General features: G+C 67.0%; 23 protein-coding genes. 9 read left to right on the top strand and 14 right to left on the bottom strand.

Translation table 11 applies throughout. The features are described from left to right. Positions 1-217 precede the first annotated feature (217 nt). A complete protein-coding gene (locus PRN20_RS03215) occupies positions 218-874 on the top strand; it encodes a L,D-transpeptidase (RefSeq protein ID WP_273955612.1) in 657 nt (218 codons plus the stop codon). Between the two features lie 243 nt (positions 875-1,117). Here the strand turns inward: PRN20_RS03215 and cydC are convergent, their stop codons facing one another. Both cydC and cydD read right to left on the bottom strand, forming a co-directional pair. Then, positions 1,118-2,782, bottom strand: a complete 1,665-nt coding sequence (gene cydC / locus PRN20_RS03210) for a thiol reductant ABC exporter subunit CydC (RefSeq protein WP_273955611.1) — start codon at positions 2,780-2,782, stop codon at positions 1,118-1,120. Then, positions 2,779-4,518 carry a thiol reductant ABC exporter subunit CydD gene (cydD, locus tag PRN20_RS03205; protein WP_273955610.1) on the bottom strand — a complete coding sequence of 580 codons (1,740 nt, stop codon included), beginning with the start codon at positions 4,516-4,518 and terminating at the stop codon, positions 2,779-2,781. Before cydD ends, cydC begins: the two co-directional genes overlap by 4 nt. 132 nt (positions 4,519-4,650) lie before the next feature. Here cydD and PRN20_RS03200 point away from each other — a divergent pair, with 132 nt between their 5' ends. Genes PRN20_RS03200 through cydX form a run of 3 tightly spaced genes read left to right on the top strand, consistent with a single transcriptional unit; the run spans position 4,651 to position 7,537 of the window. Continuing rightward, positions 4,651-6,231 (top strand): cytochrome ubiquinol oxidase subunit I, encoded by a 1,581-nt coding sequence (locus PRN20_RS03200; RefSeq protein ID WP_273955609.1) that lies wholly within the window; start codon positions 4,651-4,653, stop codon positions 6,229-6,231. A 12-nt stretch (positions 6,232-6,243) separates the two neighbouring features. Then, positions 6,244-7,392 carry a cytochrome d ubiquinol oxidase subunit II gene (cydB, locus tag PRN20_RS03195; protein ID WP_273955608.1) on the top strand — a complete coding sequence of 383 codons (1,149 nt, stop codon included), beginning with the start codon at positions 6,244-6,246 and terminating at the stop codon, positions 7,390-7,392. Positions 7,393-7,402: 10 nt separating this feature from the next. After that, positions 7,403-7,537, top strand: a complete 135-nt coding sequence (cydX, locus tag PRN20_RS03190) for a cytochrome bd-I oxidase subunit CydX (protein WP_273955607.1) — start codon at positions 7,403-7,405, stop codon at positions 7,535-7,537. A gap of 10 nt (positions 7,538-7,547) precedes the next feature. Here cydX and PRN20_RS03185 read toward each other — a convergent pair whose 3' ends face one another. The 10 genes from PRN20_RS03185 to PRN20_RS03140 form a co-directional block, all read right to left on the bottom strand. After that, complete coding sequence (locus tag PRN20_RS03185) at positions 7,548-8,930, bottom strand: amidohydrolase family protein (RefSeq protein ID WP_443112522.1); 1,383 nt, start codon at positions 8,928-8,930, stop codon at positions 7,548-7,550. A gap of 122 nt (positions 8,931-9,052) precedes the next feature. After that, positions 9,053-10,084 carry an aldo/keto reductase gene (locus PRN20_RS03180; protein WP_273955606.1) on the bottom strand — a complete coding sequence of 344 codons (1,032 nt, stop codon included), beginning with the start codon at positions 10,082-10,084 and terminating at the stop codon, positions 9,053-9,055. A 1-nt stretch (position 10,085) separates the two neighbouring features. Further along, on the bottom strand, positions 10,086-10,994 hold the full coding sequence (locus PRN20_RS03175; RefSeq protein ID WP_273955605.1) for a dihydrodipicolinate synthase family protein: 909 nt from the start codon (positions 10,992-10,994) through the stop codon (positions 10,086-10,088). A gap of 14 nt (positions 10,995-11,008) precedes the next feature. Beyond that, positions 11,009-11,320: an L-rhamnose mutarotase gene (locus tag PRN20_RS03170; RefSeq protein WP_273955604.1), complete on the bottom strand. Its 312-nt coding sequence runs from the start codon at positions 11,318-11,320 to the stop codon at positions 11,009-11,011. Between the two features lie 13 nt (positions 11,321-11,333). Beyond that, positions 11,334-12,122 (bottom strand): IclR family transcriptional regulator, encoded by a 789-nt coding sequence (locus PRN20_RS03165; protein ID WP_273955603.1) that lies wholly within the window; start codon positions 12,120-12,122, stop codon positions 11,334-11,336. 186 nt (positions 12,123-12,308) lie between these two features. Then, a complete protein-coding gene (locus PRN20_RS03160; protein WP_273955602.1) occupies positions 12,309-13,502 on the bottom strand; it encodes an enolase C-terminal domain-like protein in 1,194 nt (397 codons plus the stop codon). 27 nt (positions 13,503-13,529) lie between these two features. Next, complete coding sequence (locus tag PRN20_RS03155) at positions 13,530-14,528, bottom strand: ABC transporter permease (protein WP_273955601.1); 999 nt, start codon at positions 14,526-14,528, stop codon at positions 13,530-13,532. Beyond that, positions 14,525-15,514 (bottom strand): ABC transporter permease, encoded by a 990-nt coding sequence (locus PRN20_RS03150; RefSeq protein ID WP_273955600.1) that lies wholly within the window; start codon positions 15,512-15,514, stop codon positions 14,525-14,527. Before PRN20_RS03150 ends, PRN20_RS03155 begins: the two co-directional genes overlap by 4 nt. A gap of 195 nt (positions 15,515-15,709) precedes the next feature. Further along, on the bottom strand, positions 15,710-16,768 hold the full coding sequence (locus PRN20_RS03145; RefSeq protein WP_273955599.1) for a sugar ABC transporter substrate-binding protein: 1,059 nt from the start codon (positions 16,766-16,768) through the stop codon (positions 15,710-15,712). Positions 16,769-16,822: 54 nt separating this feature from the next. Then, entirely contained in the window at positions 16,823-17,626 is an 804-nt protein-coding gene (locus PRN20_RS03140) for an ATP-binding cassette domain-containing protein (protein WP_273955598.1), read from the bottom strand. Between the two features lie 221 nt (positions 17,627-17,847). On the opposite strand from PRN20_RS03140, the gene PRN20_RS03135 reads away from it, so the two are divergent. Next, the gene (locus tag PRN20_RS03135; protein WP_273955597.1) at positions 17,848-18,297 is read left to right on the top strand and encodes a hypothetical protein; all 450 of its coding nucleotides are present in this window, start codon (positions 17,848-17,850) and stop codon (positions 18,295-18,297) included. On the opposite strand, the gene PRN20_RS03130 is transcribed toward PRN20_RS03135, so the two are convergent. After that, positions 18,294-18,944 (bottom strand): GntR family transcriptional regulator, encoded by a 651-nt coding sequence (locus tag PRN20_RS03130; protein WP_273955596.1) that lies wholly within the window; start codon positions 18,942-18,944, stop codon positions 18,294-18,296. The two genes, PRN20_RS03135 and PRN20_RS03130, sit on opposite strands and share 4 nt — an antisense overlap. 249 nt (positions 18,945-19,193) lie before the next feature. Between PRN20_RS03130 and PRN20_RS03125 the strand changes: the two genes are divergently transcribed. The 4 genes from PRN20_RS03125 (at position 19,194) to PRN20_RS03110 (ending at position 23,749) form a co-directional block, all read left to right on the top strand. Next, positions 19,194-20,516 carry an ABC transporter substrate-binding protein gene (locus PRN20_RS03125; protein WP_273955595.1) on the top strand — a complete coding sequence of 441 codons (1,323 nt, stop codon included), beginning with the start codon at positions 19,194-19,196 and terminating at the stop codon, positions 20,514-20,516. Between the two features lie 267 nt (positions 20,517-20,783). Further along, positions 20,784-21,689 (top strand): carbohydrate ABC transporter permease, encoded by a 906-nt coding sequence (locus PRN20_RS03120; protein WP_273955594.1) that lies wholly within the window; start codon positions 20,784-20,786, stop codon positions 21,687-21,689. Then, entirely contained in the window at positions 21,689-22,573 is an 885-nt protein-coding gene (locus tag PRN20_RS03115; RefSeq protein WP_273955593.1) for a carbohydrate ABC transporter permease, read from the top strand. Before PRN20_RS03120 ends, PRN20_RS03115 begins: the two co-directional genes overlap by 1 nt. A 126-nt stretch (positions 22,574-22,699) precedes the next feature. Further along, positions 22,700-23,749 carry a mannonate dehydratase gene (locus tag PRN20_RS03110; RefSeq protein ID WP_273955592.1) on the top strand — a complete coding sequence of 350 codons (1,050 nt, stop codon included), beginning with the start codon at positions 22,700-22,702 and terminating at the stop codon, positions 23,747-23,749. A gap of 46 nt (positions 23,750-23,795) precedes the next feature. Here the strand turns inward: PRN20_RS03110 and PRN20_RS03105 are convergent, their stop codons facing one another. Beyond that, the gene (locus PRN20_RS03105; RefSeq protein WP_273955591.1) at positions 23,796-26,165 is read right to left on the bottom strand and encodes a hypothetical protein; all 2,370 of its coding nucleotides are present in this window, start codon (positions 26,163-26,165) and stop codon (positions 23,796-23,798) included. Between the last annotated feature and the right edge of the window lie 87 nt (positions 26,166-26,252).

Below are 26,252 nucleotides of genomic sequence, written 5' to 3'. Positions count from 1 at the left end.
AGGCGGCAAGATGCGACAGGCTTAACGACCGGCGTCGAACTTGCGCCAATTGCGCTCCATCGCGGCAGTCGAGGGGACTTTGCCGAAGGTTCCCGAGGCGTTGCCCACGATTTCGTGAATCGGATTCCGCTGCGGATGTGGCTCGCCCGCACTCGACAAAGTGGTCCCGGATTTGTTGGTTGATGCTTCGTTTCCAATAGCCACTCGCGAGATCACATTGACCAGCCGCCGCTTGTTCCTCGCCGGAGGCGCCGCCATGGCGCTCAGTGCCTGCTCTTCCACCGGAAGGGACAGGTTCAACCTTGCCACCGTGATCCACGTCGCCGAGCCATGGGCGAGCTACTATTCGATGAAGGTGGACGAGCAATACCCCGTCCCCGGCATCGACATCCGCCGCATTCCCGAGCAGTACTGGCGGCAGGAAGTCGCCTATAACGGGCCGGAGCGGGCGGGCACGATCGTCGTCAACACGACCGATCGCTTCCTCTACTACGTGCAGCAGGGCGGACGGGCCATGCGCTACGGAGTGGGCGTCGGCCGCGATGAAGGGCTCAATTTCAGAGGCACGGCGACCATCTCGCGCAAGGCTGCATGGCCGCGCTGGACGCCGACCGCCAACATGATCAAGACCCAGCCCGAACGCTACGGCCCGGTCGCAGCCGGTATGGAGGGCGGGATCAAGAACCCGCTCGGGGCGCGGGCGCTCTATCTCTACCGCAACGGCAAGGACACGCATTTCCGGCTGCACGGTACGATCGAGCCCTATTCGATCGGCCAGAGCGTGTCGTCCGGCTGTATCCGGCTGATCAACCAGGATATTATTGACCTCTACAACCGCGTGCCCGTTGGCACCAAGGTCATTGTCAGAGCTTGACCCAGATCAAGATCTGGAACGCTCAGGCATGGTGATGTCGTCCCGCACGAAAGGGAGATACCCATGCCGCCTGATGCCATCATCGTCGTGACTGCCGTCACTGCCGCTTTCCTCATCCTCGCCGTGACGCTGGCCTGGGGACATCACCGCGCCGGCCGTCCGCCCGACAGCAACTGAGGCGCAAGGCGCCCGAGAGTTCACCACATGTGATGCAAGCCGGGCCCAATGCCCGGCTTTTGCATTTCAGGCCCGGCCCCGTTGTTCAGCCAGTTCGCCGGCGCGCAGTTCGAGCACCCGGTCGAAGGCGGCGGGGATGACGGCATGGGTGATGACGATGGCGGTGCGGCCGCGCGTCAGCTCCGGCAGGTCGGCGAGGAAAGCCGACTCGGTTTCGGCATCGAGTCCGCTGGTCGGCTCGTCGAAGACGACGATGCGGGCATCCGACAGCAGGGTGCGGGCCAGACAGATGCGACGGGCCTGACCGGCCGAGAGGGTCCGCCCGGCCTCGCCGGCAACCGTATCGAGGCCATCGGGGAGGCTCCGCACATGGTCGCCCAGCCGCACGGCATCGAGCACCCGCCACAAATCCGCGTCGTCCGCACCGGGGCGCCCGATCAGCAGGTTGGCGCGGATGGTATCGAGAAAGACCGGCGCATCCTGCGTCATGAGCGCGACACGGGCGTGCAGCGCCGCCGGAGAGACCTCGGCGATATCGGCGCCGCCGATGCGCACCGTTCCGGCATCGGGATCGAGGAGGCGAAGCGCCAGCTGCGCAATGGTCGACTTGCCGGCGCCGCTCGGGCCGATGATCGCCACGCACTCGCCCTCGCGCACGGAAAAGCTCAGGCCATCGAGCACCGGGTGCTCCGGATCGTAGCCGAACCGCACGCCCTCGAAGCGCAGCTCGTTGCCGGGCGGGAGCGGCCGCGGGTTGGCGGGGGTGCTGATGGCCGGCGCCGAGGAGGTGATCGCCTCGAGCCGCCCCGCCGCTGCCGCCGCGCCAGCGAGGCGCGCCGCGCTCCGCACCAGCATGGCGGAGGCTTCGAAGCTGGCGATGACGGCGAGAAGGAGCCCTGCGAGCAGCGGTCCGTCGATCTGCCCTGCCCCCAGCGCAGCCAGCCCGAAGAACAAGGTGCTGACGAGCGCCGTGCCGCTGAGGACCTGGACCAGTCCCGCAGCAATCGCTGCCTGCTGACCCAGCCGGCGCCTGGCCGCCCCGAGCCGCGCCGCGGCCCGGGCCGTCTCCGCCTCGGCCGCGTCGCGCGCCCCGAAGAGCACGAGATCCTGGTGGCCCTCGACGCCGTCGAGCACCGATTGGCGGAGGGCGGCAGTCGCGGCCACCACCTCGGTCCCCGTCCGCTTCGCCGCCAGCACCAGTCCGGCGGGAACGAGGAGGGCCGCGGCAATAACGATAAGCCCGTAGACGAGTGCCGCGCCCGGCAGGAAGAAGGCGAGGACCGTGGTCATGGCGAGCCCGGCCAGCAGCGCCGTGCTGATCGGTCCGAGCGCCACGAGGAAGACCGTATCCAGCGCCTCGACATCCGATAGCAGCCGGCTCACGAGGTCGCCGCGGCCGAACCGCCGCCCGAGCGGCGCTAGCGGGAACAGCTTCTCGAACAGCCAGGTCCTGAGGTCGGAGAGCAGCCGGAGCGTCGCGTCGTGCCCGCTCAGCTTTTCGCCATAGCGCGACAGGATGCGGACGAAGGAAAGGCCGCGCACCCCGGCCGACGGCCCGAACAGGTTGAAGGCGGCGCCGGCCGCGCTGAGGGCGGCAGCGGTGAGGAACCAGCCGGCGAGTCCGAGCAATCCGATACCGGCCGCGACGGTGACCAGCGAGAGCAGCAGGGTCAGGGCGAGCGCGCCCTTCAGCCGGCCGAACAGCGGGGCGAATGCGAGGAGAGCTTTCATGCTGCACCTGCCTTGCGCGCGGCCACCGGCGGCTTGGGCGCGGGCAGCAGCCCGCCGCCGGCAATGCGGAAGACGTGGTCCATCCGCGCCGCGACGGCCTGCGAGTGGGTAACGACCAGCAGCGTCCGCCCCGCCGCGAAGGCGATCAGGTCGTCGAGCACAGCCGCCTCGGTGTCGGCATCGAGGTGCGCAGTCGGCTCGTCGAGGAGGATCAGCCCGGGGTCACGCAGGTAGATGCGTGCCAGGGCGACGCGCTGCACCTCCCCGCCGGACAGCCCGATCCCGTCCTCGCCCAGCCGGGTCGCGAGGCCTTCGGGGAGCGCATCGGCAAAGTCGGTGACATGGGCGCGCTGCCCCGCGAGCCGCACCGCGGCATGGTCGGCGTCGCGCCGGCCGAGCCGGATGTTGTCGGCAATGCTGCCGACGAACAGGCGCGGACGCTGGCCCAGAACGGCGACGCGCCGGCGCAGGTCCGCCTCGGCGAACTGGCCGACCGGCACGCCATCGATGCGGATCTCGCCGCCGAACGGCCTGAGGCCGGCAATGGCCTCGAGCAGTGTCGACTTGCCGATGCCGCTCGCCCCGAGGATGGCGACGCGCTCGCCGGGAACAACGGTGAGATCGGCCCCGGCCAGCAGCGGGCGATCGGCCGGCGTGAGCAGCTCCAGTTGCGCCAGCTCGAGCCGGGCGGCCCCCTCGTGGGTGGCGACAGCTGCCGAACGCGACTGCTCGACCTCATCGGGCAGCCCGTCAAGTTCGGCAGCGATCTCGGCGACGGCGGCCCGCGCCGCGGCGCGATCGTGGTAGTGCGCGGCAAGCAGGCGTAGCGGCTGGTAGACCTCGGGCGCCATCAGCAGGCAGAACATGCCGGCCCACAGCGTCAGCTCCACCCCGCCCCGTACCGACACGAGGTCGAGGAGGGTCAGCCCGACATAGAGCGCGACGCCGGCGACACCGAGGGCAGCGAAGAATTCGAGCACGGCAGAGCTGAGGAAGGCGATGCGCATGACGCGCATCGTGCGCTGACGCAGTTCCTCCGAGGCCGTGCGGACCGCAGCGGTCTCGCGCGCGGCACCGCCGAACAGCATCAGCGTCGTCAGCCCGCGCAGCCGGTCGGCGAAGCGGGCGCTGAGACGATTGAGCGCTCCTGCCTGCGAGCGGCTCGCCGCCTCCGCGCCCCAGCCGACCAGCGCCATGAACAGCGGGATCAGCGGTGCGCTGATGAAAAAGAGGAGCCCGACGACCCAGTCGACGGGCAGGATCACAATCGCAAAGGCAAGCGGCAGGATCGCCGCCTGCACCATGGCGGGCAGGTAGCGGGCGAAATAGCCGTCCAGCGCCTCGACCTGCTCGACCAGCGAGCTCGAGAGCGCGCCGGTGCTGCGTGCAGCCGTCCAGGTCGGCGGGCGCGCCATCAGCCCTTTGAACATCCGCCCGCGCAGGCCCGCCTTGATCCTCTCGGAAAATTCGACGCCGGCCTGTTCGCCTGCTGCGGAGAGACAGACGCGCACGACGATCAGCGCACCCAGTGCCAGCACGGAGCCGGCGAGATCGGCGAGCGGCACGCCTTCGACGATCGCCCGGTGCAGCACCGAAGCAAGGATGGCAGCCTGCGCCAACAGCAGCGCACCCGACAGCAGCGGCAGCACCACGACAGCGGCGCGCAACGGCCCCTGCGCGGCCCCGAGCCGGCTCAGCCAGCGGCCATGTGCGACAATTTTAGCCTTATCGTCCATTGCGTTACCGGATGAACCCGACGCTGTTTGCACTATACTCAGGTGAGGTTACCTTGATCTGGATCAAGGGGCTGCGACGCCAGTGCAGCCGAGGCCGCCGGCGCTGGCCGGCCAACATGAAGGCGCCCTTCCATGGTCGATCCCCTCGTCGTCGATCTGTCGCGCATCCAGTTCGCTGCGACCGCGATGTATCACTTCCTGTTCGTGCCCCTCACGATCGGCCTCAGCTTCATCATGGCCATCATGGAGAGCGTGTACGTCATGACCGGGCGCCAGGTTTGGCGCAAGGCGACGATCTTCTGGGGCACGCTTTTCGGCATCAATTTCGCCATGGGCGTCGCCACCGGCATCGTCATGGAATTCCAGTTCGGCATGAACTGGAGCTACTACAGCCACTATGTCGGCGACGTGTTCGGCGCGCCGCTCGCCATGGAAGGGCTGATGGCCTTCTTCCTCGAGGCGACGCTGATTGGCCTGTTCTTCTTCGGCTGGGACCGGCTCAAGCCGGTGACCCACCTGATCGTGACCTGGGCCGTCGCGTTCGGCGCCAACTTCTCGGCGCTCTGGATCCTCGTCGCCAACGGCTGGATGCAAAACCCGGTCGGCGCACGCTTCAATCCGGACACCATGCGCATGGAGATCACCAACTTCATGGAGGTGGTCTTCAACTCCGTGGCGCAGGCGAAGTTCGTCCACACGGTTTCGGCCGGCTACGTGTGCGGCGCGGTGTTCGTGCTCGGCGTCAGCGCCTTCTACCTGCTGCGCGGCCGGCACATCGAGCTCGCCAAGCGCTCCATCGTCGTTGCAGCGAGCTTCGGCCTCGCTTCGGCGCTGTCGGTGGTCGTCCTCGGTGACGAGTCGGGCTATGTCGCGACCGAGCACCAGAAGATGAAGATCGCCGCGATGGAGGCGATGTATCACACCGAGCCGGCCCCGGCCGGGCTGACGCTGTTCGCCATCCCGGGCGCGGACGGCCGTCCTGAGTTCGAGGTGAAGATCCCGTGGGTGCTCGGCATCATCACGACCCGCTCGTTCGACCGCGACCTGCCCGGCATCACCGAACTCACCGAACACGCGGCGCTCCGCATCGCCAACGGCATCGAGGCCTACAAGTCGCTGCAGGCGATCAAGGCCGATCCGGAGGACCTCGTGGCGCGGGCCGAGTTCGACAAGCGGCAGCAGGATCTGGGCTATGCCCTCCTGGTCAAGAAGTACCGCCCGGACGTCGAGAACGCGACCGGCGAGGAGATCACCCAGGCAGCGCTCGACACGGTGCCCGATGTGTGGCCGCTCTTCTGGAGCTTCCGCATCATGGTGGCCTGCGGCCTGTTCTTCATCGGCTTCTTCGCGCTGTGGTTCTACAGGTCGGCCGTCCGCAAAATCGAGAAGCCGCGCTGGCTGCTCTGGGTCGCGGTTGCCGCCCTGCCGCTGCCCTGGATCGCGATCGAGCTGGGCTGGCTGGTCGCCGAGTACGGCCGGCAACCCTGGGTGGTGGAAGGCGTACTGCCGACCTTCTATGCCGCGTCCGGGCTGAAGGTCTCCGACCTCGTCATCTCGCTCACCTTCTTCGTCGCGCTCTACACCGCGCTGATCGTGGTCGAGCTCTTCCTGATGGTGAAGACGATCAAGGCCGGGCCCTCCGACCGCTTCTCCTTCGGAGAGCCACCCCCGAGCGCTCCGGTCGAGCCCGTCACCGCCGTCAAGGCCGGCTAAGGAGCAAGCCAAATGAGTTCGATCCCTCTCGACTACGAAGCGGTGCGCCTCATCTGGTGGGCCCTGCTCGGCATCCTGCTCATCGGCTTCGCCATCATGGGCGGACGCGACCTGGGCATCGGCACGCTCCTGCCTTTCGTCGCCCGGACCGACGAGGAGCGGCGCATACTGCTCAACCTCGCCGGACCGACCTGGGAGGGCAATCAGGTCTGGCTGATCCTCGGTGGCGCCGCCATCTTCGCGGCCTTCCCGCCGCTCTATGCGGTGAGCTTTTCCGGCTTCTATGTCGCGATGATCGCGATCCTGCTCGCGCTCATCCTCAGGCCGGTCGGTTTCAAGTATCGCAGCAAGCTGGCCGATCCGCGCTGGCGGGCGACCTGGGACTGGGCGCTGTTCATCGGCGGCTTCGTGCCGTCGCTGGTCTTCGGCGTGGCGGTAGGCAACCTGTTCCTCGGCGCGCCCTTCCGGCTCGACGACACCCTGAGGACGACCTACGAGGGCAACTTCTTCCTCCTCCTCACGCCCTTCGCGCTGCTGGCCGGGCTGGTGAGCCTCGCGATGCTGGTGACGCAGGGCGCGACGGTCATCGCCGCGCGCACCGAAGGCGAGATGGCCGAGCGGGCCCGCAACTACGGACGCTGGGCGGCGCTCGCGACCATCGTGCTGTTCGCGCTCGGCGGCGTGTTCGCGCTCTATGTCCTCAACGGCTATCGCGTGACCAGCGTCCAGGACGTGTTCGGGCCATCCAACCCGCTCAACAAGACCGTGGTCTTCGAGGCCGGGGCCTGGCGCGCGAACTACGGGCTGTTCCCGTGGATGTTCGCCATACCGCTCCTCTCCATCGTCGGCAGCTTCATCGCATGGTGGGGACTTGGCGCACGCGCCAGGCTCGCGCCGATCCTGGGCTCGAGCGTCGCCATCTTCGGCATCATCACCACGGCCGGGCTGACGCTGTTTCCCTTCCTCCTGCCCTCCTCGGTTGATCCGAACGTGAGCCTCACCCTGTGGGACTCGTCGTCGAGCCACCTGACGCTCTTCACCATGCTGGTCGCGACCGTCTTCTTCCTGCCGATCATCCTCCTCTACACCGCCTGGGTGTTCCGGGTGATGCGCGGACCGGTCACCGCCGAGAGCGTCGACAACAATCCCAACGCCTACTAGGAGCCAAACGATGTGGTATTTTTCCTGGATCCTCGGCGTCGGCCTCGCAGCCGCCTTCGGCATCCTCAACGCCATGTGGTACGAGTTCCGCGAGGAAGCCGAACAGGCCAAGCCGCACCCCGAAGGGGACAGCCAGCCGACGTGAGGGGAGGGTACTAGGGAGGTGGTGGCCCGGCGGTCACCGATGGCCCTACGCCGTGTGCCCCGCTAGGCGCGAGCGTATTCTTCTCGATCCTGCCGTCCTTCATGATCACCACGAAGTTGGTCGGATCGGCGATGAGGTCGATATCCTCCAGCGGATCGCCGTCGACGAGCAGCAGGTCGGCCAGCGCCCCCTCCTCGACCACGCCGAGTCGGCCCGGATAGGGGTTGCGCAGGCCCGAAAGCTGCAGCAGTTCGCCGTTCGAGCCGGTCGCCATGGCGAGGGCTTCGGCGGGCGTGTACCAGCGCGTCAGCCAGGTCAGCATCAGCCCCTGCGTCTTGGCGGCTTCCGGCGAGAACAGGATGTCGGTGCCGAAGGCGGTCTTGATGCCGTATTTCTTGGCGTAGCCGTAGATCCGGTCCGTCCCGGCGATCACCTCGATCAGCTTGCGCCGGCTCTCGGGCGAGAGCGGGATGCCTTCCTCGAAGCCGGGGAGGAACGGCTGCGTACTGAGCCAGATCCCCTTCTCCGCCATCTGCCGGGCATCGGCCTCAGCCATCAGGTGGCCGTGCTCGATCACTTTCACACCGGCCTCGATGGACCGCTCGATGGCGGCGGCCGTGTAGGCGTGCACCGCGACATAGGTGCCCCAGTTGTCCGCGGCCTCGACTGCCGCCTTCAGCTCATCGAGCGTGAAGGTCGAGACATCGATCGGGCTGAACGGGGAGGCCACGCCGCCGCCCGCCGTGAGCTTGATCTGCGAGGCGCCCAGCATCAGCTGCTCGCGCACCCGCATCCGCACCTCGTCGGGGCTGTCGGCGATCATGGCCATGCCCAGCTCCTCCATGCGGCTCAACTCGCCGACGCGGCGGGGCAACTCGTACAGGTGGCGGAAGTCGCCGTGGCCGCTGGTGACCGAGACGATCGCCCCGGAGGGGTAGATCCGGGGTCCGACAACGAGCCCCTCGTCGATCGCGCGCTTCAGCGAGAAGCTCGCGCCACCGAGATCGCGCACCGTCGTGAAGCCGCGCATCAGCGTCGCCCGCGCTTCGTCGGCCGCGAGCAGCGTCGAGTAGCCGAGGTCGTTGTTGAGCCCCTCTTCCGGCGTCGAGCGGATGAGCATGGCGTGCCAATGCGCATCGATCAGGCCGGGCATGAGCACCCTGCCATCCCCGTCGATCACCTGGGCATCGGGGGCCGTGATCGGGGCAGGCGATATGGTCGCGATCTTGCCGCCACTGACCAGCACATTGCTTGGCGCGCTCAATGCCGGCGAATGCCCGTCAAATATCCGTACGTTTTCGTACAAGGTGGCCGACTGCGCGCTCGCATCGACCGGCATTGCCGTCAGGATCGATAGTACAGCTATTGCCGTCACGGGGCCGTTGATCAGCATGGCGACGTCTCCGCTCCAACCTACGGAAACAGTCTGAGCCCGCCCTACCTAACTATATTGCGCCAACTAAGCGTCGATCTCGACTCAATATTATCGACAAGCCGAACGAGTCCGGGCCCCGGTCAGGGCGTCGGCGCGTCTTCGCGGAGCAGCCCCTCGTGCTTCAGTTCGGCCCAGAGGTCGGCTGGCACATCGACGCGCATGCTCTCGACATTGCGCCGCGGCTGATCCGGCTGGAAGGCGCCGGGGATCACCGAAGCAACGATCGGATGATGCAGCGTGAACTGCAGCGCCGCCGAAGCGAGGGGCACGCCATGGCGTTCGCAGACGGCCTGCATGCTGCCAACCCGGGCCAGCTGCTCCTCGTTGGCGATCGCATAGTTGTAGCGCGCCCCCGGCACCGGTCCCGTCGCGAGGATGCCCGAAGCGAACACGCCGCCGATGATCACACCGACGCCGCGCGCCTCGCAGAGCGGGAACTCCGCATCCAGCACCGGCTGCTCGGCCAGCGTGTAGGGCAGCGCCACGAGGAAGAAGTCGAGATCGAAGCGCTCGAGGAAGCGGGGGATAGTGCCCATGCGGTTGACGCCGGCGCCAACAGCCTTGATCAGCCGCGCCGCCTTCAGCTCCTCGAGCGCCCGCATGCCGCCGCCGGCATCGAGCTCGTCGAGGTGCCTCGCCACCAGTTCCTCCGAGCCGAGATTGGCGAGGTCGAGGTCGTGGATCACCAGCACGTCGACGCGGTTCATCCGCAGCCGCTGCAGGCTGTCCTCGTAGCTTCGCATGATGCCGGCATGGGTGTAGTCGTGGTGGTGCTCGAACTTCAGCCCGTTGGGCCAGGCCCGCTCGCTGCGCTCGAAGGCGTCGGGGTCAGCCGGTGCGGTGAAAATGCGGCCGACCTTGGTCGAGACGATCGCCTCGTGGCGCGGACGCAGGTAGAGCCCCCGTCCTATGCGGTGTTCGCTGAGGCCGCGGCCGTACCAGGGCGAGGTGTCGTAGAAGCGCACGCCCGCGTCCCAGGCCGCGTCCATGGTGGCGTCGGCCTCGCTGTCGGGAATGACACTGAAGATGTTGCCCAGCGCCGCGCCGCCCATGCCGAGCCGCGGCAGCTCGAGCGACGTCCGGCCGAGCGGCCTCAGCGCGAAGGGGTCCATCTCAGGCTCCGAAGGCGACCGGCGTCGGAACGATCGTCGCGAGCAGTTCGTCGATCTCGCGCTGCGTGATCGGATCGACCGCCGTGGTCGGGCTCCGCACCAGCGCATGGCGGATGATGCCGCGGCGCACCAGCAGCTGCTTGTGAATGGCGTAGAAGATATCGCCGCCCTGGTTGCCGAGCCGGTTCACCGCCATGATCGTGGCGTCGAAACGCTGGCGCGCAGTGGCTTCATCGCCCTTCTGGAAAGCATCCCAGACGGCGACGAAGTCGGCCGGCTGGCTGCAGAACGGCATGGTGCCATGCGCGCCGCGCCGCAGTTCCTCGATGAAGTGGCTGCCGCCGGCGCCGCCGAAGATGGTCAGCTTGTCGCCAACCGCCGCAGCCATCGCCTCCACCTTGCCGGTGACCGGCTGGGTCTCGACCTTGATATACGTCACGTTCGGGCAGGCCTTGGCGATGCGCAGCGCCAGGGCCGGCGAGATCGGCCCCTGCGGGACGTCCTGGAGGATGATCGGGATGCCGACTGCGGCGTCGATGGCGCGGTAGTAGTCGAAGATTTCTTCCGCGGTCACCGGCATGAACGAGGGCGGGATCACCATCAGCGCATCGGCGCCGGCGGCCTCGGCGGCCTTCGAGTAGAACACCGCAAGGTCGGTACCGGCCGCCCCCGAGTTGATGATGACCGGCACCCGGCCGTTCACCGCCTTCACCGTCGCGTGCGTGATCTGGGCCCGCTCGGCCTCGTTGAACTTGAACACCTCGCTGCCCAGCGCCACGCCGAGGCCATGTACGCCCGCCGCGATGTTGAACTCGATCAGGCGCGCAAGGCTCTCCTCGTCGATGCTGCCATCGAGATGGAACGGGGTGACGAGAATGGGCACAACGCCCCTGATGGCGGCCGAAGTCATGGGCAAAAGCTCTTTCAGCGATTTTCGAAGTTGAACATTTCCTCGACCGGGCGTTGCACCGGCGAGAAGTCGGAATTGGTTTCCATGTAGGGCGCCATCATCTCCCACCAGCGCCAGGTGAGGTCGGTCGGCTTGTCGTCCGGGCCGGGCGCGCCGTCGCGCTCCATGTAGGCGAACAGGTCGAGCCCGTTGCGGTAGATCGAGAAGGTGCGCACACCGTCGCGCTTCATGGCCTCGAGCATCTCGGGCCAGATCTCGTCGTGCTTCTGCTTGTAGATCGCCTCGTTGCCGGGCTTCAGCTTCATCATCCAGGCGATGCGGACCATCGTCTTGTTCTCCTCAGACAGCGATGCGTTTGTCGGCGGCAACCGCGACCGGGGGCCACGTCCCGGCAAAGCCGAGGCGGCGGCTCACATGCTCGCAGGCATCCCACAGCATGGCGACGACAGGCATGACGTTCTCGCCGCCGGGCTTCTTCACCGACGGCCCGGTGACGCTCATTGCGCCAACCGAATGGCCCGAGCGGTCGAGCAGGGGCACGGCGACGCAGTAGACGCCCATCACCACCTCCTGGTCGTCGATCGAATAGAAGCGCTCGCGGATGCGCCCGATCTCCGCACGCAGTTCCTCTGCGTCGGTGATGGTGTGGCTGGTGAGCGCCGGCAGCGGGTGGGTATAGATCTCCTCCTGCCGCGCCTCAGGCATATACGCGAGCATGGCCTTGCCCGCGCCGCCGCAGTTGAGCGGCCCACGCGAACCGATGCGGAGGTCGAGCTGCATGCCCTCGTTGCCGCGCACCTTGTCGATGCAGACGCCATGGACGCCGCTCAGCGCATTGACGTTCACCGTCTCCCGCGTCGCCTCGGCGATCCGTTCGGCAAAGGGCCGGCAGAGCCGGGGCAGGTCGATGCGATCGAGCTGCAGCCCGGTGATCTCGAGCAGCCGGAAGCTCAGTTCCCACTCACCCGAAGGCGTGCGGTCGACCACCCCCTCCTCGGCCAGGTCGAGCAGCATCCGGTGCACCGAGCCGAGCGGCAGCTGCAACTGCTGCGCGACGGCGCGCACGCCGAGCGGACCCTTCCTTGCGAGAAGGTCCATGGCCTGGACCGATCGGGTGATGCTCGACATCTAGGTTTCAACTCCTGCGGCTGCAGTCGGGTCACCCTCCCCCTTGCGGGGAGGGATGGGGTGGGGGGCGACGAGCCCGGTACCCGACTGCACTGTCACTGGCTCCGCACACCCCACCCCAGCCCTCCCCGTCGAGGGGAGGGTGTGGGCCGGTGCAAATGGAGACAGACAGGCCAGCATGCGTCCTTACCAATGCGTCTTCTTGGTCGTCGCGTTGGGCTCGATCAGGTTGTCGTCGATGTAGTCCCACGCAATCTCGTAGCCCATGCCCGGACCCTTGGGCAGGTGCACGAAGCCCTCCGAGTCGATCTTGTCGACAGTGTTGTGGAGGTAGGGGTGCGGCGCGTCGTAATCGACGCCCGGCGCGAGGAGGCCCTTCTCGTAGTACTCGGACGTATCTTCCGAGGTCGCGCCGATCACCTGCAGGTTGCCCCAGCCGGCCATGTGCATCTCGCAGCGCAGGCCATAGGCCTCGGCGACGATGGCGGTCTTGCGCGCCCCGGTGATGCCGCCGCGGACCACGTCGATACGGCTCATGTCGCCCGCACCGCGCAGAATCCACTCGGCGCGCGAGAACACGCCGCCGGCGATGATCTCGGGCGACAGGATCGGGATCGACAGCTCGCGCGACAGCCGCACATAGCTCTCGGTGCGGTATTCCGGCATCGGGTGCTCGTACCAGTAGAAGTTGAGCTTTTCGAGCTCGCGGCCGACCTGGATCGCCTCTTCCATGGTCATGTAGGTGCCCCAGGGATCGAACATCAGCACGTAGTCCGGTCCCACCGCCTCGCGCACCAGGTGACAGGTCTCGATATCGGCCTTGATGTTGGAGGGGCGGCCCGGCGTCGGGGTTCCGGTCTCGGGGTTCCAGAAATAGTGCGGGTGGATCTTGTAGGCCTGGTAGCCCTCGTTCTTGCAGGCCAGCGCGTGCTCGGCATAGACGTGCGGCTTGCCGATATTGGGATAGGTCGAAGCATAGGCCTTCACCTTCTCGCGCCCGGCGCCCCCCATCAGCTTGTAGACCGGCAGGTTGGCGTAGCGGCCGGCGAGGTCCCAGAGCGCGTTGTCGATCACCGACGCGACGTTCTCCTGCACGTTGGCGACCCACATCCACTTCCAGATCATCTCGCGATCCATCGGGTCCTGCCCGACGAGCAGGTCCTTGATGCGCCAGAGGATCTGCTGCTGGTCGACGACGTTCAGGCCCTCGTTGTCGCCATGCGAGCCGCCGCCGAAATAGTGCCCGACCACGCCTTCGTCGGTGTGGATGGTGAGCACGGTCTGCATCATCTGGGTGTTCGGCAACGGCAGCGCGTGGCCGACGTCCCAGCGATCGGCATAGGTGCGGAACGACTTGATGGTGATGTCTGAAATCTTCACGGCGTGGGTGTCCCTAATGGTTCAGGATTATTCGTAGGCGTCGCCGCCACGGATGCGGTCGAGCAGCACGGCGGCAAGCAGCAACAGGCCGACAATGATGTTCACGAAGTACGGGCTGATGGCCTTGAGATCGAGGATGTTGGAAACCCCGGCCACGGCGAGCAGGCCGAGCGCCCCGCCGATCGGGTTGCCGACGCCGCCGCGCAGGATCGAGTACCCGCCGATCATCAGCGCGGCATAGACCTGGAACTCGAGCCCGAAGCCGGTGGCCCGCGCCGCCGAGCCGAGCTGGGCGGCATAGACGATACCACCGAGGCCGGCGCCGAAGGCCGAGAGCAGCAGCGCCGCGACGCGCACCTTCTTCACCGAAATGCCGGCGCGGGCCGCCGCCTTGTCATCGCCGCCGACGGCCCGGATGTGCCGGCCGACCCGAGTTTTGGTGACGACCAGCGCCGCGACCAGCGTCAGCGCGATGGCGAGAAGGAAGAACAGCGGCAGGCCGCCGACGGTCGTGCTCACGAGGTTGAACATGTCGAGGTTGAAGGCAAAGATCGAGCCCTGCGAGCCGAGCAGCACCCAGGCGATGCCGCGCAGCGCCACCAGCATGCCGAGCGTCGCCGCGATCGGCTCGGCGCCGAACCCGACAATGGCGATGGCGTTGATGCCGCCGAAGCAGAGGCATGCGAGCAGCGTCACCGCGCCGGCACTCGCCGGGTCCCAGCCCAGCGACAGCAGCAGCGCGAACAGCGCCGACGAGAAGCCGACCATCGAGCCGATCGAGAGATCGACGACGCCGGAGAGCAGGGCAAAGCCCGCGAAGGCGCCGACGATCAGCGGCACGATGACGAAGGTGCCGATGATCGAGATGTTGCCGAAGCTCAGGAACTTCGGCCCGACCCAGAACCAGCCGATGGCGACGACGACGATGAAGGTCAGCGTGATCGAGGCGACCGAGCCGGTAAGCGCGGCGCGCCAGTCCTCGCTGAGGCCCGGGCGCCTGGCTGGGGCGGCGGTGACGTCGGTCATGGCGTAGCCCTCCGTGCGCGCCAGCCGTCGATGGCGACGGCGATGACGAGGATGAAGCCCTGGAAGATCGACTGGGTGTCCGAGCTCAGCCCGAAAAAGACCAGCGAAGTCGGAATGGTCGAAAGGAACCCGACCGAGAGCAGCAGCATCCAGAAATTGCCGCGCCCACCGGCGAGCGAGATGCCGGCAAGGATCACCCCGGCGATGATGTTGAGCTGGAGCGTGTTGGCCGAGCCGGGATTGAACGGCCCGGCGGTCGCCGCGAACAGGACCGCCGCGAAGCCGACAAAGCCGCCTGCCGCCATGAAGGTGGCAAAGCGCGTCGCCTTGAGCGAGATGCCGCGCGCCTTGGCAGCGGCGCGGTTGCCGCCGACCGCGATCATGCGGCGGCCGTATCGGGTGCGCGGCACGAGGAAGCCGACGACCAGCACCAGCGCCAGCATGGGCCAGAAGATGGCGGGCAGGCCGAGGAAGCTGGCGCGGCCGAAATGATAGATCTCGCTGCCGATCGGCACCTCGGCGAGCTGGAAGACGAGAAAGAGCGCCGCAAGCCCGATGAAGTTGGTGGCGAGCGTGACGATCACCGGGTTGAGCTTGCCAAAGACGATGATCGCGGCGTTGAACGCGCCCCAGAGCATGCCGGCAAGGATCGCGCCGACGATCACCACGGCGAGCGGCATGCCGGCTTCCGAAAGCCGGACGGCAACGAGGCTCGCAAGGATCATGTTGGCCGGCTGGCTCAGGTCGATGAAGCCGCCCGACATGGCGACGATGCCCTGCCCGATGGCAAGGACGCCGACCACGGCCATCGTGAAGGTCACCGCCAGCACCGTCTGGTGCGAGAAGAAGTCGGGGCGGTAGAGGCTGGTGGCCGCGATGAGCAGCAGCCACACGGCGAGCAGCATCAGTCCGGTGCCCCAGCCGCCGAAACGGACCGTTAACGGTACGGCCGGCGGCGCGGTCTCGATGGCTTGGTTGAAGGACATGGCGTTCGGCTCGTTACAATCTGGCAGTCTGTCCCTTCTCCCCTCAGGGGAGAAGGTGGCGCGAAGCGCCGGATGAAGGGTGAAGCGGCGCAGCGAGCGCTTATCGAGAGGCTGCACCCCTCACCCCAACCCTCTCCCCTGAGGGGAGAGGGGGCGATAGCTGCGGCGGTCTGGGCGCCAGCTATCTCGTGAGGCTCAGCCCTTGTTGGGGCAGAACAGCTCGTACTCGGTGGTCCCGGCCGGCGCGGCGAGCAGCTGCTTCACGCGTTCGGCCATGTCGGGCACGGCCTTGGCCTGCTCGGCGGTGACCGGGCATGGCTGGACCTTCGAGGCCGGGTCGCCGGCATCGGCCTTCAGCGGCACTTCCTTGCCCTCGGCGATCGGCTTGATCACGTCCTTGATGGCGTACACGGCGTAGCCCTCGAGGAAGTAGAACACCGAGCCGGCGAGGTGCGGGTTGACGTTGTCGCCGGTGATGAAGGCGCCGTCCTGGCCCCAGCCGATCACTTCATCGGCGCGGCCGAGCTGCTCGGCGGCATTGATCAGCGCCAGTACGCCGCCATCGTTCAAACCGACCACGGCGATCTTCTTGGCATCGGGATGCGCGGCGAGCAGGTCGCGGGCCGCGGGCAGGCCGACGGCGGCGTCACCCTGGCTCTCGAAGCTCACCCACTTCTCGGCCGGGATATCCGGGCAGACGTTCTTCAGGCCGGTGCGCATGCCGCCCGTGCGCCACTCGTTGACGATGCCGGCGGCAGCGCCTTCAGCCGAGATGACGAGGTCGGGGTTGCAGGCCCACTTCTCCTTGACGATGGCGCCCAGGCCCTCGCCGCCGGCAATGCCGGCCGCCAGGTTGTCGATGCCGACGAAGTACATGCCGGGATCGGCGATGTCGTAGGTGACGATGGGGACGCCGGCCTGCTTCATGACGGCCGAGATCGCCGGGTTGGACGAGGGCTGGCCGTTGAACTGGATGACCGCGTCGACCCCTTCCTGCACGAAGATCTGCGCGTTCTTCAGCGCCGTGGCCGGGTCGTTGTTGTTGGAAAGCTCGACATAGTCCCAGCCTTCCTTCTCGGCAAGGGCGCGGGCCACGTCGCCCTGCGACTTCATCCACTCGCAGCAGGTGTTGCCACCCACCGCCATGCCGAGCTTGAACTTGTCCTGCGCCTCGGCGACGCCGGCGAGGCCCAGAATGGCCGGGACCGACAGCGCCATCATGGCGAGGGTACGGGTGGTCGTGTTACGCAACATAGGTCTCCTCCCTAGAATATGCGGTAACGTCTTCCGGCGGCCGGAGCGCATGGCTCAGGCCGCAACCTCAGCGGCGCGCGCCTCGGGCGAGTCGCCCGGGATGGCGCCGGTAATCAGACCGACGATCTCGTTGACCTCGGTGTCCTTGACGGTGCGTGTCGCGATCGAGCGGCCGAGCCGCATCACCGTGATGCGGTCGGCGACGCTCATCAGCTGCTGCATGTTGTGGCTGACGATGATCACCGAGACGTCGTGCTTCCGGAGGTCGCGGATGACCTCGAGCACCTGCCCGGTCTCGCGCACGCCGAGCGCCGCGGTCGGCTCGTCGAGGATGACGATGCGGCGGCCCCAGAGCAGGGCCCGGGCAATGGCGAGGCACTGGCGCTGGCCGCCCGACATGCCCTTCACCGACACATTGATCGAGGGGATCTTCACCTGCAGCGCGTCCAGCACCTCGCGGGCGCGTTCGCGCATCCGGCGGTCGTCGACGAGGTTGAAGAAGCGCTTCAGCGGGTTGGCCGAAAGCTCCTCGCGGCCGAGGTAGACGTTCTGGTAGGCCGACATGGTGTCAACGAGGGCGAGGTCCTGGTAGACCGTCTCGATCCCCGCATCCATGGCGTCCTGCGCCCGCTTCAGCACCACCGGCCGGCCGTCGATGACGATCTCGCCGGCTGAGGGCGCGACGATGCCGGAAAGGATCTTCAGCAGTGTCGACTTGCCGGCGCCATTGTCGCCGACGAGGCCGACGACTTCACGCGGATAGAGTTGCAGCGAGGCATCGGCCAGCGCCGTCACGGCGCCGAAATGCCGCGCGATATTGCGCGCCTCGAGCACGGGCGCTGCGGCCGCGTTCCCCATCGGATCTCTCCTCCACCGCCCGCCGTGCGTTCCGCATCTGGAACGAGCGTTTCACATTAGGTACAGGCTAAGCTCGAAGCGGAAATGGAGTCAACGGGCGTCGAAATGCGACCTGCGGAGGGGGGCGGCGGAGGGGGCGGTGGCGGACACCAGCCCGGCATTGCCCGCCTCCCCCGCCCGCGCTACGCTCCCGCTCGGGCCGTGAGTGATCGGAGTGCGAAATGCCGGATCGTCCGAAGGCCAGTTACGAAGTCACCTTCTACATTCTCGCCGCCGTCATCATCTCGACGCTGGTCGGCACGCTTGTCGGCGCGATCTTCGACGATACGGACGCGGGCCGCGCCTCGGTCGGCATCGTCGCCGCCTTCTGTGGCATCGCTGCCGAGATCCTGTTGCGCCGCTTCGTAGGCAGCTCGCTGCCGAGATTCTTTCTGGACGATCGCGAGCGCCATCCGCCGCTCTCGGTCTGGGTCGGCGCGTTCGTCACGGCTGTCGCAGCGGGCCTTGCGGCCAGCGGCATCGGCCGGCTCATGGAGATCGGGGACAGCATGGCGATCGGGTTCCTCGCCGGATTGCTCGGCGGGCTCGTCGCCGCCGTCCTCGTGGTCCTCCACGACCACGAGACCAACGTCCGCCGCGGCGTCGAAAGCCCGACCGGAGACGCCGTCTAGGCCGTCAGGACCCGGTGCAGCACGCCCTGCAGGTGGAGGTCGAGCGCGTCGATGGCGCCCTCGACATCACCGGCCGCCAGCCCGTCGAGGATGGCGAGGTGCTCCTCCATCGACGTGACGGTCTGGGCCGGTCCCACGGCGTTGAGGTTGTGCAGGCGCAGCAGGTACATCTTCTGGGTCAGCCGGGCATAGTTGACGCTGATCTGGTCGTTCTCGAAGGCGTCGACGAAGGTGTCGTGGAACTTGCGCTCGAGCAGCTTCACCGGGACGCGGTAGCGCTCCATGTCGTTGACCTTGCGGACGAAGTCGATGATCCCGAGATGCTCGCCGCGCATGGCCTCGATCCAGCCGGCCGTCACGGTCTGCGCGAACTTGCGCAGCCCCTCGCGTTCGAGCACGCCGCGGAACTGGAAGCAGTTCCCGACGAACTTCACGTCCGGATAGAAAATGGTGATGCCGACCTTGCGGCGGACGGTGATCAGCCCCTCGGCCTCGAGCAGCGTCGTCGTCTCGCGCATGGGCGAGAGCGACAGGCCCACCACCTGGCACAATTCTTCCTGCGTCAGGGTCTGGCCGAGCTTCAGCCGACCCTCGATCAAGGCACCGAAGAACGCCTGGTACCCGGCGTTCTCGATTTCACCTCTCATCCATTTCTCCTATTAGCGACGCATTGACAGCTGTTTGAACCGCAGAATACGCTCTTATTCAGAATAATAAATATATTTAAAGCGTCGGACTACGGGACTGAGCGTGGCTGCGCCTCTCGGTGTGGCCCGCGAAAGGGAGCGGCGCGGAGGAGCAGTACGACGTATCGGATGACGGCGGCCCGTCGGGCCGTCCCGCTGCGCCGTGCCGGCCTTCCCGCCAGGGGATAGCAGGAGCTCACGGAGGAGAGCATGACCGAAATCAAGAACAACCAGCGCGGTTGGTCGCGTCGTCGCGTATTGGCAACGGCCGCCAGCGGCCTCGCCGTCGCCGCCGCAAGCGGCTTCCCGATGCCCGCCATCGCGCAGGGCAAGAAGCTCACCTACTGGGGCGGGCTGATCTTCTCGGACGACGCTAACAAGCTCCTCGCCGACACGATCAACGCCTGGGGCGCCGACAACGGCGTCGCCACCGAAGTGGTGATGATCAACCAGAACGAGACCACCCAGAAGGTCTCGGCGGCGGTGTCGTCCAACACCATGCCCGATGCCCTCGACATGGGGCTCGGCCTCGCCCGCCTGCTGGCGCGGCAGAGCCAGTTCTCCGATGTCGGCGACCTCTACAAGAAGATCGGCGACGCGCAGGGCGGCTGGTTCGCCGGTCCCGATACCGCGTCCGACCTCACCGCTGACGGTGGCATCGCCCGCGTCGGCATTCCGTTCGGCGTCAACGGCAACCTGCTGCTGCGCCGAAAGGACCTGCTCGAGCCCGCCGGCTTCACCGAGGCGCCCAAGACCTGGGACGAACTGGTGACGCAGGCCGAAGCCATCAACAAGGCCCCGGTCTCGGGCCTCGGCCTCGCGCTCTCCAATGTCGGCGACGCGAACCTCCAGGTCGCGGTGCTGCAGTCGTTCGGCGGCCGCATCGCCGATGACGCGGGCAAGAAGGTGACGATCGACTCGCCCGAAACCCGCCTGTGGCTCACCTGGCTCAAGAACGCCTGGGACAAGGGCCTGTTCTCGCCCGGCAACACCACCTGGGACGGCGCCGGCGACAACCAGGCCTACCTGTCGGGCCAGGCCGGTTTCATCGCCAATACCGGTTCGGTCGGTATCGCCGCACGCAAGGACGATCCGGAGCTGTTCGAAGCCAGCGCCTTCTCGCCGCTGCCGGGCGGGCCGAAGGGCATCATCTCGCCGATCGACGTGCAGCTGCGTGCCATCACTAAGGGGAGCCCGGTGCAGGACGAAGCCAGGGCGCTGCTCGAGCACCTGTCCTCGCCCGAGTTCATGAACGCCTACTTCAACGTGGCGATCTATGGCCCGGTGCTGGCGAACCAGGAAAAGCTGCAGGCGTTCGATGGCACCAACACCATCCTCGTCGGCCTGCTCGGCCTCGCCAAGAACGGCACGGCCCCGGCCTACCCGGACGTCAACAACGCCGCCTTCGCCGATTTCGGCTCCAACTTCCTCATCCCCAAGCTCGCCCAGCGCGTGGTGGTGGATGGCTGGGACTTCGACAAGGCGATCGCCGAAGCACAGACCCAAGGCCAGGCGATCTACGACAAGTACTGACCTGAATTCCTCCCTGCCGCGGATGGTCTCTCCCGGGACCATCCGCGGGTGTTTTTGGATGGCATTTTCGATGGCCACGAATGACGAGGCTGAGTGCCTTCTCCCCTTGTGGGAGAAGGTGCCCGAAGGGCGGATGAGGGGTTGCTTCAGCACACGCCCTCGCTCGTCGCTCCGCTCCAATCGCGCAACCTCCGGTTGCGGGACCCCTCATCCGGCGCTTCGCGCCACCTTCTCCCACAAGGGGAGAAGGCAGGCGGGCACCACGAGATGACAGTCGAAACCGGCCCTGTGAGACGCCGCTTCGGCGGCGGTTTCCGCCTAAAACTCTTCGCCTACGCGCTCGTCGCGCCGGTGGTGCTGCTGATCCTCGGCCTCGTCGCCTATCCGTTCCTGTTCGCCATCTGGGTGTCGTTCACCGACATGGTGGTCGGCAGCACCGGCCAGTTCGTCGGCTTCAAGAACTTCGAGTATCTCGCCGGAACCTCCACCTTCTGGAGCGCGATCTGGAACACCATCACCATCGTCCTCGTCTCGGACGTGCTGAAGCTGGTGATCGGCCTCGGCCTCGCGCTGCTGGTGCACCAGAACCTCCCCGGCCGCGGCATCTTCCGTTCGTTCCTGATGCTGCCCTGGGCCATGCCGGCCTTCGTCGCCTTCCTCACCTGGCGCGTGCTGTACCAGCCGATCGGCGGCGGCATTAATCTCATCCTGACCCAGACCGGGCTCTACCCCGAGGTCATCGACTTCCTCGGCACCCGCCAGACCGCGATGGCCTCGGTGATCATCGCCTCGGTGTGGCGCGGCTTCCCGTTCTGGTTCATCTCGATCCTCGCGGCCCTCCAATCGGTGCCCAAGGAACTCTACGAGGCGGCGATCGTCGACGGCGCCAACACCTGGCAGCGGTTCTGGAACGTCACCATCCCGTCGATCCTGCCGGTCATCATCGTCACGACGCTGCTGAGCTCGATCTGGACTGCCAACGGCTTCGAGCACGTCTGGCTGCTCACTGCCGGCGGCCCGTCCGACGCCACCATGGTGTTCCCGGTGCTCGCCTATTTCGGCATGCAGACGCAGCGCATCGGCGAGGCGGCAGCCGTCTCGGTCTACATGCTGCCGGTGCTGTCCATTCTCGTGCTCTTTGCCACTTCGCTGATGATGCGGAGGGAGGAATAATGGCCAGCCTCGCTGAAGTCGCCAGTGCGGCGCCGATCAATGCCAACGCCTCGGCGCGCCGCCGCTTCATCACCGGCCGCGTGATCAGCTACGCGCTTCTGATCATCGCGGTGATCCTCGTCCTGTTCCCGATCTACTGGATGATCGTCACTTCGCTGAAGCTGCCGCGCGAGATCTATCGCGTCCCGTCCCTGTGGCCGAAGACCTTCACGCTCGACAACTTCTCCAAGCTCCTCGCCGACGGGCAGTTCCTGCTATCCATCCGCAACAGCTTCATCGTCGCCTCGACCGTCACGGTGATCTCGGTGGTCATCTCGTCGTTCGCCGCCTATTCGATGGTGCGCTTCCGCTACCGCTTCCGCGGCGTGATCGGCCGGCTGATCCTCTTCGCCTACCTCACCCCCGGCTCGCTGCTGTTCATTCCGCTGTCGATCGTCATGGCGCAGCTCAAGCTCGGCAACTCGCTGCAGGGCCTCATCCTCGTCTACCTCACCTTCTCGCTGCCGCTCTCGACCTGGCTGCTGCAGGGCTATTTCCGCGGCGTGCCGCGCGAGCTTGAGGAACAGGGGATGATCGACGGGCTGACCCGCTTCGGCGCGCTGCTCAGGATCACGCTGCCGCTCTCGGCCCCCGGCCTCGCCGCCGTCGCCATCTTCACCTTCACCGGCGCCTGGAACGAGCTGCTGTTCGCGCTCGTCCTCACCACCTCGGAAAGTGTGCGCACCGCGCCGCTCGCCCTCAACTATCTCATCACCTCCGACGTGCTCCCATGGGGGCCGCTGATGGCGGGCGCCGCCATCTCGTCGGTGCCGCTGATGATCCTCTATTTCGTCGCCCAGCGCTTCATGGTGGCGGGCATGACCGAGGGCAGCGTGAAGGGATGACCTCAGTACGCGCGTCCCTATCGCCGTCGGTGCGTGTGGACAGCGACCACGAGACGGGTATCCCCGCTTTCGCGGGGATAACTCAGTGAAAACAACGAACTGACTTCGAGAATTGGAAAGAGAACGATGGGTATCAGGGTTGCGGTAGGCCAGTTCCACGAGCTGAGCGAGGAAAGGCTCCGCTTTGCGGCGCAGATCGGCGCCACCGGGTTGCAGATGAACAATCCCACGCTCCCCGGCGACAGCCGCTGGGAGCAGAAGGACGTTCGCGCACTGGTCGACCAGGTGGAAGCCGCCGGCCTCAAGTTCGAGGCGATCGAAAACGTCCCGACGCATTTCTACCACAAGGCGATGATGGGCCTCGACGGCCGCGACGAGCAGATCGAGAACTACCAGGCGACGATCCGCGCCGTCGCCCGCGCCGGCATCCCGGTGCTCGGCCTCCACTTCATGCCCAACTCGGTCTGGACCACCAAGCGTGACGCCGCGACCCGCGGCGGCGCCGTCGCCCGCCAGTTCGACATGGCCGTGGTCGAAGCCAACATCGACAATCTCGAACTGCTCCGCTCGTTCATGCCGACGACGCTCGGCCGCGCCTCCTCGATGCCGCTGTTCGGCAAGGACGGCCCGCTGATCACCGAAGAGCAGATGTGGAGCAACTACGAGTACTTCATGAAGGCCGTGCTGCCGGTCGCCGAGGAGGAGGGCCTGAAGCTCGCCCTGCACCCCGACGATCCGCCGGTGCCGATGCTGGGCGGCGTCGCCCGCCTCTTCTACAAGCCCGAGAACTTCAAGAAGGCCTACGACCTCGTCGGCCGCTCGGAAGCCTGGTCGCTCGACCTCTGCCTCGGCTGCTGCTCGGAGATGGAAGGCGGCAAGGCCAACGTCAACGAGATGATCGAGTACTTCGCCCCCAAGGGCCGCATCTCCTACATCCACTTCCGCGACGTGAAGGGCTCGGTCCCGAACTTCGTCGAGTGCTTCATCGGCGACGGCAATTTCGACCCGGCCGAGGTCATCGTGCTCCTCGCCAAGAACGGCTTCGACGGGTTCCTCCTCGACGACCACGTCCCCAAGATGGACGGCGACAGCGACTGGAACCACCGCGGCCGCTCGCACGCCATCGGCTACATGCAGGGCCTGATCAGGATGGCCGAGTTCCTCGGCAAGGCCTGACGTTATCGCGGGAGGCGGGCAACCGCCTCCCCACTCCCCGCAGCGATCAGCGCTCGTTCCGCGAAAATCCCGGGTGGGCGATGATCGGGTTGGCGAAGGCCGAAGCCGCGTCCAGCGCCCGCTGCGCATCGAAGCCGGCATGGGTCTGGAGCCCGTAGCGGAACGTGTGCCGGCCGGACTGGACCAGCGGGAAGTTCGTGTTCCAGTAATTGTTCATCGGCCAGGCCAGCAGCAGCGGATCGGCGTCGCGCGGGATCGCCTCGAGCGGCGGACCGAAGTGGAAGCCGCCTGCCATGCCCATCGGCGCATCCGGGCAGAACAGCGTCGCGCCGCGCTCCCCGTTATGGATCGCCATGAACGACTCCGCCGTGAACCAGTTGCGGCACGCGCCAGGCAGTTGCTCGGCATCCAGTTCGACCGGCAGGCCCGCCGTATCGAAATGGCAGCGCCAGCCCTCCGCGAGGTTGAGCGGCAGCACGAAGTAGATGGCCTCGGGCTCGGCATCGGCGAGCTTGTCGATCTCGCACTCGATGGCGATGACCGGGGTATCGGCCCTGAGCGTGATCCGCTGCGTCAGCCCGTTGGTCCCCGGCGCCGCGAAGCGCCGCTCCAGCGTGACGCTTCCAGCGGTACGCGTGACGCCGCACTCGACCAGCCGGGTTGCCCGTTCCCGCACGGCGCGCCACGGCTTCCAGCACGAGCGGTCGATCTTCTCCCAATCGAGATTGCGCTCGTAGTAGGCGTTGCGGCTGCCATCGACCAGCGCATCGGGACGCTCGCGCACGAAGTCGAACAGCTCATACGCGCCGCCCGCCGGGACGACATCCCAGCCAAGCGCCTTGTCGAAGAGACCGAGGATTCGTCCGTTCGACGGATCGTAGGTCAGCCGGTGCGCAGGCGACTCGATTACCGCATCGCCCTTGCGGGCATTGCTCAGGAGCGCATTGTTGAACGCCTGCACCGTCTCGGCGGCGCGGCGATCCTCGTGCCACACGGCCGGATCGTCCGCAGCGGGCACCAGTTCCGCCAACGGCACGCGCAGCACGCCGTGCGCCGGAACCTCGAGCGGACCGCAGACATCCGTCGCGCCCAGCGGCTCCGATTTCAGCCGCTCCGCCCGCAGCCGCGGTCCGGGCCTCCGCCAGTCCCTGGGCACCTCGACATACTCCCGGCGTTCAACCGGCGACGGATTGGCGAACACGACGTGGTCCGGGGCGACTTCGGAATGCGCAGGGTTGCCGGCCGTGGCGTCGAGCTGGTCGACGAGGACGTAGCGCGCCAACTCCCCTGCCTCGATCGCCGGCGCGGCCTTCAGCCGGTCCTGGATCGCGCCGGCTTCGGTTTGCCCGAGCGTGTCCCAATAGCCCCAGGTGTGTTCGTCGAACAGATCGAGCAGGTCGCGGGCACGCTCCTCCACCCGTTGGACGGCGGGCGCCGGCGGCTCACTCCGTAACGTTCGGGCCGTCGACAGCATCCGCTTGGCGGCGCGCGACCGCGCAACGTCCGCCGCCGTGCTGGCGCAGCCGAAATTCCAGTAGTCGGTCCAGTCGCCCGACAGCAGCGGCAACTCGGCCGCGGGGATCGCCTTGATCCGCTCCGCCAGGTCCTCGCTGGTGACGTAGCGGATCGGCGGCTCGCGTCCGGCCTCGTTCCATTGCCGGATCAGCTTGGCGACGGCCGGATTGGGCGGTGCGTTATCCCACATCTCGGGCGGCGCGGTCGTCGTGAGGTAGAGGAAGTCGTGCGGGTAGCCGATCTGGTCGAGGTGCTCGACATACTGACCGAGCCCGCGCTCCATGGCGTCGAGCGAGCGCTCCCAGGTCAGGAGGATCTGGTCGAACATGGTGTAGTGATTGCCGTTCATCACCCTGAGCTCGCGCCCGTCCGGCGTCTGCCAGCGGAACACACCCGGGCGCGGCGTGACGATGCCACCGAGGTGGCGGTTCACCGCCATGATCAGCAGCTCGACGCCGTTATCGAGCAGCAGGTCGGCCAGCGGCCAGGGAACGCCGGTCACGTCATGCTGCAGGGCCGTGTTGATCCGCGCCCCGAAGCGCTCCCGCAAACCACCGATCGGCGCCAGCTGCCGCGCCAGCTGCTCCACCGAGTTGAGCGGCGTGAGGTTGTACTGCAGCGCCCCGATCGCCAACCGCCCGTCCCGTACGAAGCGATGGAACCGCTCCTGGTCCCCGGCACTGGCCGTCTCGAGCCACCGGGTGACCGGCGCCGTCACCTCGCAGGTCCATTTCGGACGAACCGCCTCCGGCCAGTCGGCGGTCTGTTCGAGCAGCTCCAGCGCCTGGTCGATGTACTCCCGATGCAGCTCCCAGACCACCGGCTGGCTATGGGTATAGCCCACGTCGAGGTGGCTATGGTGAAGGACCAGGATTTCCTTGAGCCGCATCGAACGTACCATTCTTGTTGATCTAGTATACCAGTATCGCGACGGGTCGATCTGTCAAGAACGGGGCTGCCGTTGAACTCCCCTCTCCCATGGTGCAAC

Origin of the sequence: Devosia sp. ZB163 (assembly GCF_028613635.1) — a bacterium.
Lineage (GTDB): Bacteria > Pseudomonadota > Alphaproteobacteria > Rhizobiales > Devosiaceae > Devosia_A.
Note: the sequence above shows the minus strand (reverse complement) of the source record. Positions and strands in the feature narration are given on the sequence as shown.

What these genes read in the sequence shown, in the direction of transcription:
- cydC (WP_273955611.1), bottom strand. Translation starts at nt 2,782, where the DNA reads ATGAAAGCTCTCCTCGCATTCGCCCCGCTGTTCGGCCGGCTGAAGGGC.
- cydD (WP_273955610.1), bottom strand. Translation starts at nt 4,518, where the DNA reads ATGGACGATAAGGCTAAAATTGTCGCACATGGCCGCTGGCTGAGCCGG.
- PRN20_RS03200 (WP_273955609.1), top strand. Translation starts at nt 4,651, where the DNA reads ATGGTCGATCCCCTCGTCGTCGATCTGTCGCGCATCCAGTTCGCTGCG.
- cydB (WP_273955608.1), top strand. Translation starts at nt 6,244, where the DNA reads ATGAGTTCGATCCCTCTCGACTACGAAGCGGTGCGCCTCATCTGGTGG.
- cydX (WP_273955607.1), top strand. Translation starts at nt 7,403, where the DNA reads ATGTGGTATTTTTCCTGGATCCTCGGCGTCGGCCTCGCAGCCGCCTTC.
- PRN20_RS03185 (WP_443112522.1), bottom strand. Translation starts at nt 8,930, where the DNA reads ATGCTGATCAACGGCCCCGTGACGGCAATAGCTGTACTATCGATCCTG.
- PRN20_RS03180 (WP_273955606.1), bottom strand. Translation starts at nt 10,084, where the DNA reads ATGGACCCCTTCGCGCTGAGGCCGCTCGGCCGGACGTCGCTCGAGCTG.
- PRN20_RS03175 (WP_273955605.1), bottom strand. Translation starts at nt 10,994, where the DNA reads ATGACTTCGGCCGCCATCAGGGGCGTTGTGCCCATTCTCGTCACCCCG.
- PRN20_RS03170 (WP_273955604.1), bottom strand. Translation starts at nt 11,320, where the DNA reads ATGGTCCGCATCGCCTGGATGATGAAGCTGAAGCCCGGCAACGAGGCG.
- PRN20_RS03165 (WP_273955603.1), bottom strand. Translation starts at nt 12,122, where the DNA reads ATGTCGAGCATCACCCGATCGGTCCAGGCCATGGACCTTCTCGCAAGG.
- PRN20_RS03155 (WP_273955601.1), bottom strand. Translation starts at nt 14,528, where the DNA reads ATGACCGACGTCACCGCCGCCCCAGCCAGGCGCCCGGGCCTCAGCGAG.
- PRN20_RS03150 (WP_273955600.1), bottom strand. Translation starts at nt 15,514, where the DNA reads ATGTCCTTCAACCAAGCCATCGAGACCGCGCCGCCGGCCGTACCGTTA.
- PRN20_RS03145 (WP_273955599.1), bottom strand. Translation starts at nt 16,768, where the DNA reads ATGTTGCGTAACACGACCACCCGTACCCTCGCCATGATGGCGCTGTCG.
- PRN20_RS03140 (WP_273955598.1), bottom strand. Translation starts at nt 17,626, where the DNA reads ATGGGGAACGCGGCCGCAGCGCCCGTGCTCGAGGCGCGCAATATCGCG.
- PRN20_RS03135 (WP_273955597.1), top strand. Translation starts at nt 17,848, where the DNA reads ATGCCGGATCGTCCGAAGGCCAGTTACGAAGTCACCTTCTACATTCTC.
- PRN20_RS03130 (WP_273955596.1), bottom strand. Translation starts at nt 18,944, where the DNA reads ATGAGAGGTGAAATCGAGAACGCCGGGTACCAGGCGTTCTTCGGTGCC.
- PRN20_RS03125 (WP_273955595.1), top strand. Translation starts at nt 19,194, where the DNA reads ATGACCGAAATCAAGAACAACCAGCGCGGTTGGTCGCGTCGTCGCGTA.
- PRN20_RS03120 (WP_273955594.1), top strand. Translation starts at nt 20,784, where the DNA reads ATGACAGTCGAAACCGGCCCTGTGAGACGCCGCTTCGGCGGCGGTTTC.
- PRN20_RS03115 (WP_273955593.1), top strand. Translation starts at nt 21,689, where the DNA reads ATGGCCAGCCTCGCTGAAGTCGCCAGTGCGGCGCCGATCAATGCCAAC.
- PRN20_RS03110 (WP_273955592.1), top strand. Translation starts at nt 22,700, where the DNA reads ATGGGTATCAGGGTTGCGGTAGGCCAGTTCCACGAGCTGAGCGAGGAA.
- PRN20_RS03105 (WP_273955591.1), bottom strand. Translation starts at nt 26,165, where the DNA reads ATGGTACGTTCGATGCGGCTCAAGGAAATCCTGGTCCTTCACCATAGC.